Source organism: Hymenobacter yonginensis (assembly GCF_027625995.1).
In the GTDB taxonomy this organism is placed as follows: Bacteria; Bacteroidota; Bacteroidia; order Cytophagales; family Hymenobacteraceae; genus Hymenobacter; species Hymenobacter yonginensis.
Genome location: NZ_CP115396.1, coordinates 4010821 through 4023844 on the forward strand (window position 1 = coordinate 4010821; position 13024 = coordinate 4023844).

The 13024-nt window shown below is 61.4% G+C and carries 8 protein-coding genes; all 8 read left to right on the forward strand.

Annotated features, from left to right (window positions below; genetic code table 11):
* Window positions 1-37 precede the first annotated feature (37 nt).
* The 8 genes from ileS to O9Z63_RS17325 all read left to right on the forward strand — a co-directional run bounded on the left by ileS (window position 38) and on the right by O9Z63_RS17325 (window position 12968).
* On the forward strand, window positions 38-3526 hold the full coding sequence (gene ileS / locus O9Z63_RS17290; RefSeq protein WP_270126616.1) for an isoleucine--tRNA ligase: 3489 nt from the start codon (window positions 38-40) through the stop codon (window positions 3524-3526).
* A 263-nt stretch (window positions 3527-3789) separates the two neighbouring features.
* The gene (locus O9Z63_RS17295; RefSeq protein WP_270126617.1) at window positions 3790-4458 is read left to right on the forward strand and encodes a lipoprotein signal peptidase; all 669 of its coding nucleotides are present in this window, start codon (window positions 3790-3792) and stop codon (window positions 4456-4458) included.
* Between the two features lie 92 nt (window positions 4459-4550).
* Window positions 4551-5267 carry a hypothetical protein gene (locus O9Z63_RS17300; RefSeq protein ID WP_270126618.1) on the forward strand — a complete coding sequence of 239 codons (717 nt, stop codon included), beginning with the start codon at window positions 4551-4553 and terminating at the stop codon, window positions 5265-5267.
* A 245-nt stretch (window positions 5268-5512) separates the two neighbouring features.
* Window positions 5513-7546: an ABC transporter ATP-binding protein gene (locus tag O9Z63_RS17305; RefSeq protein ID WP_270126619.1), complete on the forward strand. Its 2034-nt coding sequence runs from the start codon at window positions 5513-5515 to the stop codon at window positions 7544-7546.
* 407 nt (window positions 7547-7953) lie between these two features.
* The gene (gene rnr, locus O9Z63_RS17310) at window positions 7954-10458 is read left to right on the forward strand and encodes a ribonuclease R (protein WP_270126620.1); all 2505 of its coding nucleotides are present in this window, start codon (window positions 7954-7956) and stop codon (window positions 10456-10458) included.
* 215 nt (window positions 10459-10673) lie between these two features.
* Complete coding sequence (locus O9Z63_RS17315; protein WP_270126621.1) at window positions 10674-11645, forward strand: polyprenyl synthetase family protein; 972 nt, start codon at window positions 10674-10676, stop codon at window positions 11643-11645.
* Between the two features lie 302 nt (window positions 11646-11947).
* The gene (locus O9Z63_RS17320; RefSeq protein ID WP_270126622.1) at window positions 11948-12601 is read left to right on the forward strand and encodes a rhomboid family intramembrane serine protease; all 654 of its coding nucleotides are present in this window, start codon (window positions 11948-11950) and stop codon (window positions 12599-12601) included.
* Window positions 12602-12692: 91 nt separating this feature from the next.
* Window positions 12693-12968, forward strand: a complete 276-nt coding sequence (locus tag O9Z63_RS17325; RefSeq protein WP_270126623.1) for a PLD nuclease N-terminal domain-containing protein — start codon at window positions 12693-12695, stop codon at window positions 12966-12968.
* The last annotated feature ends 56 nt before the right edge of the window (window positions 12969-13024 follow it).

Genomic DNA, 13024 nt, shown 5'->3' on the forward strand with positions numbered 1-13024 from the left:
GGGCTAGGGGGTGAGGTTTTCGCAAGAACACCCACAAATGAACTACCCCGAATTCAAGCAGCCGCTCAACTACGGCCAGGTCGGCACCGATATCCTGGCGTGGTGGAAGCAGAACGGCATCTTTGAGAAGAGCGTGAGCACCCGCGAAGGGCAGCCCACGTTCGTGTTTTACGAGGGCCCGCCCTCGGCCAACGGCGCCCCCGGCATTCACCACGTGATGGCCCGGACGGTGAAGGACATCTTCTGCCGCTACCAGACGCTGCTGGGCAAGCAGGTGCACCGCAAAGGCGGCTGGGACACCCACGGCCTGCCCATCGAGCTGCAGGTGGAGAAGGAGCTGGGCATCACGAAGGAGGATATCGGCAAGAAAATCAGCATTGAGGACTACAACCAGCGCTGCCGCGAAACCGTGATGCGCTTCAAGGCCCAGTGGGACGACCTCACCGAGAAAATGGGCTACTGGGTGGACCTCGACGACCCCTACATCACCTTCGAGCCCGAGTACATCGAGAGCTGCTGGGCGCTGCTCAAGAAGCTCTACGACAAAGGCCTGCTCTACAAAGGCTACACCATCCAGCCCTACTCGCCGGCGGCCGGCACGGGCCTGTCGTCGCACGAGCTGAACCAGCCCGGCACCTACCGCGACGTGAAGGACACGACCGTAGTGGCCCAGTTCAAGGTGAAGCGCGACGAAAAATCGGAGCCGTTGTTTGGTAATGTGCAGCTTGACGAAGTGCCCTTGGCGGCCCTCTACGGCGACAATGCCTCGGAGCCGGACGTGTACATCCTGGCCTGGACGACCACGCCTTGGACCCTGCCCGCCAACACCGGTCTGGCTGTGGGCAAGAATATCCCGTACGTGCTGGTGAGCACCTTCAACCCCTACACCTACGCGCCCATCCGGGTGGTGCTGGCGGAGGCGCTGGTGGGCAAATACTTCTCCGAGAAAGGCAAAGAAGCCTCGTTTGAAGACTTCAAGCCCGGCGACAAAGTGCTGCCCTGGCGCATCGAAAACACCTTCAAAGGCTCCGACCTCGTGGGCATCAACTACGAGCGGCTGTTCGGCCAGAACAAAGGCTATCCGGCGTTTGAGGGCGAGGAAAACGCCTTCCGCGTCATCAACGGCGACTTCGTAACCACCGAGGACGGCACCGGCATCGTGCACATCTCGCCCACGTTTGGTGCCGATGACTTCCGGGCTGCCCAGCTGGCCGGCGTGCCCGCCCTGCTGGTAGCCGACGACGAAGGCAAGCTCGGCCCCATCGTGGACCGGACGGGCCGCTACGTGGCCCAGATGGGCGAATTCGGCGGCCGCTGGGTGAAAAACTACGACGGCCACGACGAGTCAGGCGCCGACTACAAAACCCTCGACGAAAGCATTGCCATCCGCATGAAAGGCGACGGCACGGCCTTCAAAGTGGAGAAGTACGAGCATACCTACCCGCACTGCTGGCGCACCGACAAGCCCGTGCTCTATTACCCGCTCGACTCCTGGTTTATCAAAACCACGGCGGTGAAAGACCGGCTCATCGAGCTCAACAAAACCATCAACTGGCAGCCCGCCAGCACCGGCACCGGCCGCTTCGGCAACTGGCTGGAAAACCTGGTGGACTGGAACCTGAGCCGCTCGCGCTACTGGGGCACGCCCCTGCCCATCTGGCGCACCCAGGACGGCACCGAGGAAATCTGCATCGGCAGCATCGAGCAGCTGAACGCCGAAATCGAGAAGGCCGTCGCCGCTGAAGTCATGACCCACAACCCCTACCAGCTGGTGGATGGTAATTGGGTAATGGCCAACGGCTCGACGAACCAAACAACTAAAATCGACCTGCACCGGCCCTACGTAGACGACATCTTCCTGGTGTCGCCCTCCGGCCAGCCCATGTACCGCGAAACCGACCTCATCGACGTGTGGTTCGACAGCGGCGCCATGCCCTACGCCCAGTGGCACTACCCGATTGAAAACGAAGGGCAGTTCCAGAAGAACTTCCCCGCCGATTTCATTGCCGAAGGCGTGGACCAGACCCGCGGCTGGTTCTTCACCCTGCACGCGCTGGCCGTGATGCTGGAGGACTCAGTGGCCTACAAAAACGTGATGGCCAATGGCTTGGTGCTGGACAAGAACGGCAACAAGATGAGCAAGCGCCTCGGCAACGCCGTGGATCCGTTTGCCACCATCCAGCAGTTCGGCCCCGACGCCACGCGCTGGTACATGATTGCCAACGCCCAGCCCTGGGACAACCTGAAGTTCGACGTGGCGGGCATCACGGAGGTACAGCGCCGCTTCTTCGGCACGCTCTTCAACACCTACTCGTTCTACGCCCTCTACGCCAACCTCGACGGCTTCCAGGCCCGCGAGTTTGACCGCACGCCGCACGCCGAGCTGAGCGAGCTGGACCGCTGGATTCTGAGCAAGCTCCAGTCGCTGATTCTGGAAGTGCGCGGCCATTACGACAGCTACGACCCCACGAAGGCCGCCCGCGCCATCCAGGACTTCGTCACCGACCAGCTCTCCAACTGGCACGTGCGCCTCTCGCGCCGCCGCTTCTGGAAGGGCGAGCTGACCGCCGACAAGCGCGCCGCCTACGAAACCCTGCAGGAATGCTTGGTGGTAGTGTCGCAGCTCATGGCCCCGATTGCGCCCTTCTTCGCCGAGTGGCTCTACCAGAACATGACCAACGGCATGCGCGCCGAAGCCATCGAGCGCAACACCCCGCTGGCCGCCGAGTCGGTGCACCTTACGCTGCTGGTAGAAGCCGACGAAACCCGCATCGACAAGGCCTTGGAGGAGCGGATGGAGCTGGCCCAGCGCATTTCCTCGCTCACGCACTCGCTCCGCAAGAAGTCGGTGCTGAAGGTGCGGCAGCCGCTGCAGCGCATCCTGGTGCCGGTGTTCAACGAGAGTACCCGCGCTCAGGTGGCGTTGGTGGAAGACCTGATCTGCGCCGAGGTGAACGTGAAGCACGTGGAGTTCCTCGATGATGCCAGCGGCGTGCTGGTGAAGTCGGTGAAGCCCAACTTCAAGCGCCTGGGCCAGCAGTACGGCGCCAAGCTGAAAGCCGTGGGTGCCCGCATCCAGCAGATGAGCGCCGAGGAAATCAGCACCCTCGAAAAAACCGGCCAGCTGGCCGTGGAAATCGACGGCGAAGCCTACACCCTGGCCCCCGACGACGTGGAAATCCGCACCCAGGACCTGCCCGGCTGGCTGGTAGCCACCGATGGCCCCCTCACGGTAGCCCTCGACGTGACTCTGACCGACGAGCTGCGCCAGGAAGGCGTGGCCCGCGAGCTGGTGAACCGCCTCCAGAACCTGCGCAAAGACAGCGGCCTGGAAGTGCAGGACAAAATCCGCGTGACGCTGCAGCAGCAGCCCGAGCTGGAAGCCGCTGTGCAGAGCTTCGGCGGCTATATCCGGGAGGAAGTGCAGGCTCTGAGCCTGGATTTCGCCCCAGAAATCAGCGGCGGCGCGGTGCTGGAATTCGATGAGTTTTCCGTGCCGGTGCTGCTGAACGTAGCAACTGCCTAAGCCTCAGGTGCCAACCGCTGCCCCCAAAACGGCGGTTGGCACACCGGCGCACAAAGCGCAAATCCGACCCCCGAATCCGGCTTAAAACGGCATAAACTGCCACCCGAAACATATACCAACGACGCACCGGCCCGGCGCTCAGCTCCGCGGCCGAAGTCTAAAATTCTGCGTCACTTTGTGCCACGAGAGGGGAGAGGGACTAGTTCTGACAAGACGTCAGCTCAGCGTCTCACTTCTCACTTCTAACCTCTCACTTCCGAAGAATGAAGTACTGGAAATACTACCTCGTGGCCGTGCTGGTCATCGTCATTGATCAGCTCTCCAAGTGGGCCGTGCACCGCTACATGCCGCTCGGCATGCCCGGCGAAATCCCGCTGCTCGGCGACTGGCTGAAGCTGCACTACACCACCAATCCGGGCATGGCCTTCGGGGTGGAGCTGCCCGCGCCCTACGGCAAAGTGCTGCTCACGCTGTTCCGGCTGGTGGCCGTGACGGGCATTGCTTACTACATTCGGCGGCTGTGGCAGCAGCGCGCGCCGCAGGGCCTGATGGTGTGCATTGCCCTGATTCTGGGCGGCGCCATCGGCAACCTTGTGGATTCCATCTTCTACGGCATTGTGTATGGCCCCGCCCTCACGGTGTACGGCGCCCCCACGCCCTGGCTACACGGGCAGGTGATTGACATGATTTTCGTGGATTTCCCCGACGGTTTCTTCCCCGCCTCGTGGCCGCTGGTAGGCGGCCAGATGATTCCGGACTTCCCTATCTTCAACATCGCCGACTCCAGCATCTTTGTGGGCGTGGTGCTGATTCTGCTGTTCCAGAACCGTTTCTACAGCACCGAAGACGAAAAAGCACACCCGCTGGCCGCCAACGACCCCGCCGCCGCCCAGGCCCGCCACGACGCCGAAGCCTCGTCGGAAGTGGTGTAGCGGCCTATGCCTATATCTTCTGAACAGCCCGCCCCGTTTGGTGCGGGCTGTTTTGCTTATAGCTTTGGCCTGTCAAAACCTTTATCCGCTATATGAAAGCCTTTCTTGCAGCTATCTGCTTACTATCTGTGATGCTTTGTTCGGGCTGCAACAGCGAAACCGAATCAGCTGGTATCAATGCTGTGCTCGGCTTTTATGGCGGCCAAGTGAGCTATTCCAAGGGCGTTAAAAAAACGACTGAAGAAGAGTTGCAAGGCCGCTATTACGAAATCAAACTGAGCGGCGTGGAGGAAAAGATGAAGCAACACTTTTTCTCTCTGAAATTGCCGGCTTCTAACTGTGCCTATTTATTCTATCATGCATTGGCTGCTGATGAAAAGGCCAAATACTCTTTCGTCCGCGTTATCATTCAGGGGGATAAGACAAGCAGTCAATACGATTTCCCTATTGATGACTTGGCTAAAGCGGAAAAGAGCGCCCTGTTAGCTGAGCGTGCGGCAGAGAGTATAAAAACCGGTAACTACGACGCCCTATTATCAAGCTGTAACCCCGAGGCAGCTCCGATGGCTGAATGGAGAAAAATGGGAAAACTATTTCAGCAAATAGATAATGCGTATGGTAAGGTTCAGCAGTTTAGCTTGCAGGGATTTGATTGCCAGACCTCGAATCTTGCCGGAGGTGTAAGGCATTTAGTTCGTTTATCTGGTGTGTTAGTTCGGGACAAGCAAAGCACTGATTTCTCCCTTATGGTAGATCCTTCAGTTTCTGCACAAGGACCATATCTGTACGGACTTACTTTTCAGAAATAGCATAAGCGCAGCATGGTTGGCGCCCAACACAAGTTTACCGCGACGCTGAAGATTTGGAAGTAGCGTAGTAACTCCCCTTTTGCCTGAAAGCGGCCCGCCGGAATCGTTCTGGCGGGCCGTTGTGTTGTAGCGCGAAGCCTTTGCTCCGCGTCTCGTTGTGCAGTTGGCGCTGTGTGGTTCAACTTCTACTGCGACACGCGAAGCAAAAGCTTCGCGCTACATTCGTTTCCCGATTCGTACCTGCTATGTCCCAGCCCATCCTTTCCGTTCGCAACCTCACCATCGACTTCAACAGCCACCGCGGCAACACGCGGGCCGTGCAGGACATTTCCTTTGACCTGCACCGGGGCGAGACGCTGGCCATCGTGGGCGAGTCGGGCTCGGGCAAGTCGGTGACGTCGCTGGCGCTGATGGGGCTGATTCCGCTGCCGCCCGGCCGTATTGTGAGCGGCGAAGCGCGGTTCCAGAGCGAGGCGCTAGGGGAGGTGGACCTGCTGCAGCTCACGGACAAGCAGCTGCAGCAAGTACGCGGCAACGACATCGGGATGATTTTTCAGGAGCCGATGACTTCCCTGAACCCCGTGTACACCTGCGGCAGCCAGGTAGTGGAGGCGTTGCGCCTGCACACCACGCTCAGTGAGAAGGAAGCCGAGGCCCGCACCGTGGAGCTGTTCACGATGGCCCAGCTGCCGCGCCCCGAAAAAATCTTCACCAGCTACCCCCACGAAATCAGCGGCGGCCAGAAGCAGCGCGTGATGATTGCCATGGCCATGGCCTGCAACCCCGCCATCCTCATTGCCGACGAGCCCACCACCGCCCTCGACGTAACGGTACAGGCCCGTATGCTGCGCCTCATCGACGACCTGCGCCGTCAGCACAACACCGCCGTCATCTTCATTACCCACGACCTGGGCGTAGTGGCCGAAATTGCCGACCGGATTCTGGTGATGTACCGCGGCCGGGTGGTGGAGCAGGGCGCCGTGCTCGACATCTTCACCAATCCGCAGCATCCCTACACCAAAGGCCTGCTGGCCTGCCGTCCAAAACTTTCCGTAGGCCGAAAAAAACTTCCTGTAGTGGCCGATTTCATGCGTGAAACGGCCGAAGGAGGCTTTGTCAGCACTGACGCTGACTTCACGCAAGTAGCTGATGGTCTTGTTGCTGAAGCCCCCGCTTCTACCTCTCACAACGATGGTGAAACCGCCAAAACGTTCCCCGTGGAACATCGTGTTTCACGCCCCGAAACCCCGGAATTTGGCCTAGAAACGGCCCCCAGCCTGGAATCCGGCCAACCCCTGCTGATCAGCAGTGGCGCCACCAGTGGTGCTACGAATTCCCCGGAGGGGTTCGTAGTACCACTACCGTTGCACGAACCCGCCACGTCCGCTGCGCCCGCTGCCGCCTCGTTCAACGATAGAGTTACCACGAGGCCTTCGACAACTCGTGGCACCACAGCCCCCTTGCTGCAGGTCGAGAACCTGAACGTGCACTTCCCGATTCGCAAGGGCTTTTTCAACCGCAAGCCCGAGTTTGTGCGGGCCGTGGATGGCGTGAGCTTCGAGGTGTATCCGGGCGAAACTGTCGGGCTGGTGGGGGAGTCGGGCTGCGGCAAGACCACGCTGGGCCGGGCGCTGCTGCGGCTGGTGGAGCCCACCTCGGGCAGCATCCTGTTTGAGGGCGAAGACCTGGCCCGCCTGCCGGCCGAGCAGCTACGCCGCCGCCGCCGCGAGTTTCAGATGGTATTCCAGGACCCCTACGCCGCCCTCAACCCGATGATGACCGTGGGCGAGGCCATTCTGGAGCCCATGCGCGTGCATAACGTAGGCGGCACCCGCCAGGAGCAGAAGGCCCGCGTGCTGGAGCTGCTGCGCACCGTCGGCCTCACCGAAGCCCAGTACCAGCGCTACCCGCACGAGTTCAGCGGTGGGCAGCGCCAGCGCATCTGCATTGCCCGCGCCCTGGCCCTGCAGCCCAAGTGCATCATCTGCGACGAGTCCGTGTCGGCCCTCGACGTGTCGGTACAGGCCCAGGTGCTCAATCTGCTCAACGACCTCAAGCGCGAGTTCGGCATCACCTACCTGTTCATCACCCACGACCTCTCGGTGGCCCGCTTCATGTCCGACCGGCTGCTGGTGATGCGCCAAGGCCAGATCGTGGAAAGTGGCCCCGCCGCCGACATCTACGCAAACCCCCAGCACGACTACACCAAGCAGCTGCTGGCCGCCATCCCTAAAGACACACCTGCCGACATCCGCGCCGCCGTGGCCAGCCGGGCGTAGGAGGGAAGCAGCAGGGTGGAGCCTAGCTTAGCGCGCACTGGCGTTATAGTGGCTGATGCAACGCGCCCCCGGCTGGAAAATCCGGCACTTATCCAGCCGGGGGCGCGTTGGCAGTCGTATTAAGCAATACGCCTGCTTGCCCACCCGATACGATGGCAAGCGGCTGACTGGTCTCAGATAGCTAAGCCATCTTATGCAGCGCCTTCCGGCCTCTGCGTAACGCAACCATAACCGGGTATTTTCAGCCCGGAATAGTTATTGCTCTCTATATTTCGTATCATCTTTCCGAAGCCCGTAAGACGGCCGATATTCCTCATTACGGAAGGTGCGCCGGTTCTGGCCGCTGCTTTCCCATCAACCCCCGCCGCCTGCGAAAACGACAACTTCTGGCGGCTCCCATTTTCTAAATGAAAAGAAAAGACGACTCCGCCGCCCCCCGCGCCAACCGCGCGAAGGCAGCCTCCGGCAGCCCTGACGCTGCCCTCATTTCCCAGGACCTGGTCTTCCGCATCTTCCGCGACAACCCCGAGAAGGTGCTGGCCTACCGCCAGATTTCCCGCCGCCTGGGCGTCACCACCCGCGAGCAGCGCGACGAAGTATTCAGCCACCTGAAGGCGCTGAAGAAAGCCGGCCTGCTGACGCTGGTGCAGAACGACGAATACCGCCTCACCGACCCGGCCAACGCGCCCGCCGCTACGGACGCGGGCAGTGGCCGCAGCTCGCGCAAAAACGAAGCGGCCCCCGCCCGCCGAAGTGCCCGCTCGCCCGAGGCCGAGTTCGGCCAAGACCCCGTGGTGCACCGCCGCCGCGAGGCCGGCTTCGACTTCCCTGACGCCGCCAGTACAACCGACTCACGCCGCCGCCACGCCTCCCACGCCGACACCATTGTGGGCACTGTGGCGCTGGCCACCGACAAGTTTGCCTTCGTGATTTCCGAGGAAAGTGAAAGCGACGTGCGCGTGTTCACGGACCGCCTGCGCTTTGCCATGCAGGGCGACACAGTGCGCCTGCGCCTGCGTGGCTCCCGCGACGGCCGCCCCGTCGGCGACGTGGTGGAGGTGCTCAAGCGGGTGCGCCCCGAGGTGGTGGGCCGCCTGCAGGTGCGCGGCGGTATCGGCTTCGTGAAGCCCGACAACCGCAAGATGTACTTCGACGTGTTTGTGCCCTTCGAGAACCTGCACGGCGCCGTGGACGGTGAGAAGGTGCTGGTGCGCGTCACGGAGTTTCCGGAGGATGATGCCGGCCGCTCGCCTCTAGGCGAGGTGGTGCGCAGCTTCGGGCAGGCCGGCGCCAACGAGGCGGAGATAAACGCCATCATGGCCGAGTTCGGCTTGCCGTTTGAATTCCCGGCCGAAGTGGAGGAGGAGTCGGAGTCGATTTCCGAAATCATCCCGGCCTCGGAAGTGGGGCGCCGCCGCGACTTCCGCCACATCACCACCTTCACCATCGACCCCGCCGACGCCAAGGACTTCGACGATGCCCTGAGCATTCAGAAGCTGGAAAACGGCCACTGGGAAATTGGCGTGCACATCGCCGATGTGACCCACTATGTGCGGCCCGGCACGGCGCTGGAAGAGGAAGCCAAGCACCGCGCCACCTCGGTGTACCTCGTCGACCGCGTGATTCCGATGCTGCCGGAGCGCCTCTCCAACGGCCTCTGCTCGCTGCGTCCCAACGAGGACAAGCTGACTTTCTCGGCCGTGTTTGAGCTCGACGAAAACGGCAAGCTCTACGAGTCGTGGTTCGGCAAAACCATCATTCACTCCGACCGCCGCTTCGCCTACGAGGAAGCCCAGGAGCGGATCGAAGGGCTGGAGTCGGACTACACGGCCGAGATTCAGCTCATGAACAGCATCGCCAAGAAGCTGTGCGCGCAACGCTTCAAGCAGGGCGCCATCAGCTTCGAGACGCAGGAAGTGAAGTTCAAACTCGACGAGAACGGCAAGCCGCTGGGCGTGTACGTGAAGGAGCGCAAGGACGCGCATAAGATGATTGAGGAGTTCATGCTGCTGGCCAACCGCAAGGTGGCCGAGTTCGTGTTCAAGCTCAAGGCCCGCAAGCCGCGCTTCACGATGGTGTACCGCGTGCACGAAGCCCCCGACCCGGACCGCCTGCAGACCTTCGCGCTGTTCGCCAAGAAATTTGGCCACCACCTCGACCTAGCCAACCCCAAAAAGATCAGCACCGAGCTCAACGACCTCTCGATGGAGGTGATGGGCCGGCCCGAGCAGAACGTGCTCCAGACCCTGGCCGTGCGCACCATGAGCAAGGCCATCTACACTACCGAGCCGCTGGGCCACTTCGGCTTGGCCTTCGAGCACTACTCGCACTTCACCTCGCCCATCCGCCGCTACCCCGACATGATGGCCCACCGCCTGCTGGAGCACTACCTGGAAGGCGGCAAGAACGTGGACGTGGAGCCCGTGGAAGAAGAGTGCAAGCACTCCTCGGAGCGCGAGAAAGTGGCGGCCTCCGCCGAGCGCGCCAGCATCAAATACAAGCAGGTGGAGTTCATGTCCGAGGTTATCGGCGAGACGTTCACCGGCGTGGTGTCGGGCCTCACGGAGCGCGGCATGTACGTGGAAATCGAGGAGAACAAGTGCGAAGGCATGGTGCGCCTGAGCGAGATTCCCGGCGACCATTTCGAGCTGGACCGCGACAACTACCGCATCGTGGGCCAGCGCACCAAGCGTATTATTCAGTTCGGCGACGAGCTGCAGGTTATCGTGAAATCGGCCAACCTGCTAGACCGCACCATCGACTTCGAGCTGGTGGACAACCGCCCCGACGCCGTGAAGCAGCGCGAGTTGCAGGAGCGCCGCGAGAACAGCAAGCCCCGCGGCTACCGCCCCGAGCGCAGCAGCGGCGGCGGCGGTCGGCCCGGCGGCGACAAAGGCAAGCGCCGCCGGTAGGAGGATGCTGCCGCAAGGCCGCCTGTCATCCTGAGCAAAGCGAAGGACCTTATTACGTTGAAACGGTTAATGCCATAACGGCCCGTTCTGACGTGATAAGGTCCTTCGCTTTGCTCAGGATGACAGACGTTTTTCGTGGCTTACCAGCCTGCTCAGTTACTCAGCCACTCAGCTACTCTTCCGTACCTTTCCTCTCCGAACCTTTACCCGTTTCTGTGGACCTTACTGCCCTCTCCAACAAACTCACGGCGGCTCTGGCCGAGCTGCACTACGGCGACCAGCCCACGGCCCTCTACGAGCCCATCCGATACATCATGGCCCTTGGCGGCAAGCGCATCCGGCCGCTGCTCACGCTGCTGGGCGCCCAGCTCTACACCGATGACCTGGACGTGGCCCTCAAGCCTGCTCTGGCCGTGGAGGTATTCCACAATTTCACTCTGCTTCACGACGACATTATGGACCAGGCCCCGCTGCGCCGCGGCCAGCCCACGGTGCACGAAAAGTGGAACCCCAACGTGGCCATCCTGAGCGGCGACGTGATGCTGGTGCGGGCCTACGAGCTGCTGTTTGATATGCCGCCCGCCCTGCTGGCGCCCATGCTGCGCCGCTTCAGCCAGACGGCCGCCGAGGTGTGCGAAGGCCAGCAGTGGGACATGAACTTCGAGACGGAAACCGAGGTCAGCATCGACCAGTACGTGGACATGATCCGGCTGAAGACGGCCGTGCTGCTGGGCTTCGCGCTGGAGCTGGGCGCCCGGCTCGGCGGCGCTTCCGAGGAGGATGCCGAGCACCTGCGCCTGTTCGGCGAGGGCATCGGGGTGGCTTTCCAGCTCCGCGACGACCTGCTCGATGTGTACGGCGACGCCGCCACTTTCGGCAAGCGCGTGGGCGGCGACATTCTCAGCGACAAGAAAACCTTCCTGCTGCTCACGGCCCAAGCCCAGGCCAACGACGCGCAGCGCGCCCAGCTGGCCCGCTACATCGGCCAGCCCGTCCAAGATGCCGACGCCAAGGTGCAGGCTGTGCGCGCCCTCTACGACGAGCTAGATATCCGCCCCCAGACCGAGGCCCGCATCAACCACTACTTCGAGGATGCCCTGCAGCACCTGGACCGAGTGAGCGTGCCAGCGCCCCGCAAAGAGCCTCTGCGCCATCTGGCCCTGCAGCTGCTAGAGCGCGAAAGCTAGGCTATTACGCTGTGGCGCGGACTTCAGTCCGCAGCCCCCACGCCTGCGCACGCCGCGCCATTCGTATAGACGAAAGCCGCACCGCACAACCGTGGCGTCGACTTCAGTCCGCAGCCCCTCCGCCTGGGTACATTGCGCCACTTGGGCAGGCATGAGGGCTGCGGACTGAAGTTCGCGCCACATCCACCCGTTTCGGGCGTTTTGCGGGCTTCTGAGCGGCATCAGGCGTACGGCGCTTCCTGAGGCCCACAGTGCGCCTGACGCGACTTAAACGCGCTTATTTTCTTCTCTATCCCCCTCGCATGTCCTTCCTCAACCCTATTCTGATTCTGATAGCCCTCACAGCCGGCATTTCGATGTACGCGTGGTCGAACCGCGCGCTGCTCGATGGCTGGATTCTGAGCCCCTATCTGATGCAGCAACGGCAGCAGTGGTACCGGTTCCTCACCTCCGGTTTCCTACACGCCGACCTGACCCACCTGTTGTTTAACATGTTTGCCTTCTACTCCTTCAGCCCCATTGTGCTGCGCGAGTACGTGGCCGGCTACGGGGTGGGAGCGGGCATCGGGTTCTTCCTGCTGCTGTATCTGGGCGGGATTATTCTGTCGTCGGTGCCCACGTTTTTCCGCCACCGCCACAACCCCGGATACCACAGCCTAGGCGCTTCGGGCGGTGTGTCGTCGGTGGTGTTTGCCAGCGTGCTGCTGTTTCCGGTGGCGCCCGGCGGCGGCGGCATCTACATCTTCCCACTCCCGATTCCCATTCAGCCCTTCATCTTCGGGCTACTCTACCTGGCTTATTCCTACTACATGAGCCGCCGCAACGCCGATAACATCAACCACGATGCCCACTTTTATGGCGCTTTGTATGGTGTGGTGCTCACGTTGGCCATGCTGCCTTCGTCGGCGCTGGACTTCTGGCAACAAGTGCAATCTTATTTAAGTAATGTATTGTAAATCAATTGATTGAATAATTAATATTATGCTATGTATATCTATTCCGGCTACCGGCCCGTAAACGGCCTTCAAACACCAACTCTCTACTCCCATGAATAAGCTCAAAACTCTCGCTAGCCGCCTGCCGGTTGGTATGCTTTCCCTGGCCATGGCTTTTTCGCTGCTGCTTAGCAGCTGCGCTGGCCGCAACAGCAACGGCAACCTCACCATCTTCGGGGTGTTCTACATCATCCTGGCGGTGGCTGCTTTCCTGAGCCTGATCAAGCAGGACTGGTCGACGGGCAAGAAAATCATTTGGGGCCTGATCATCTGGTTCTTCCCCTTCGGTGGTTCCATCATCTACTTCCTGTTCTCAGGTCGCCGCTAGATTCAGGCAACCTCTGCAAGTAAAAAGCCCCGGCACGATTTCGTGTCGGGGCTTTC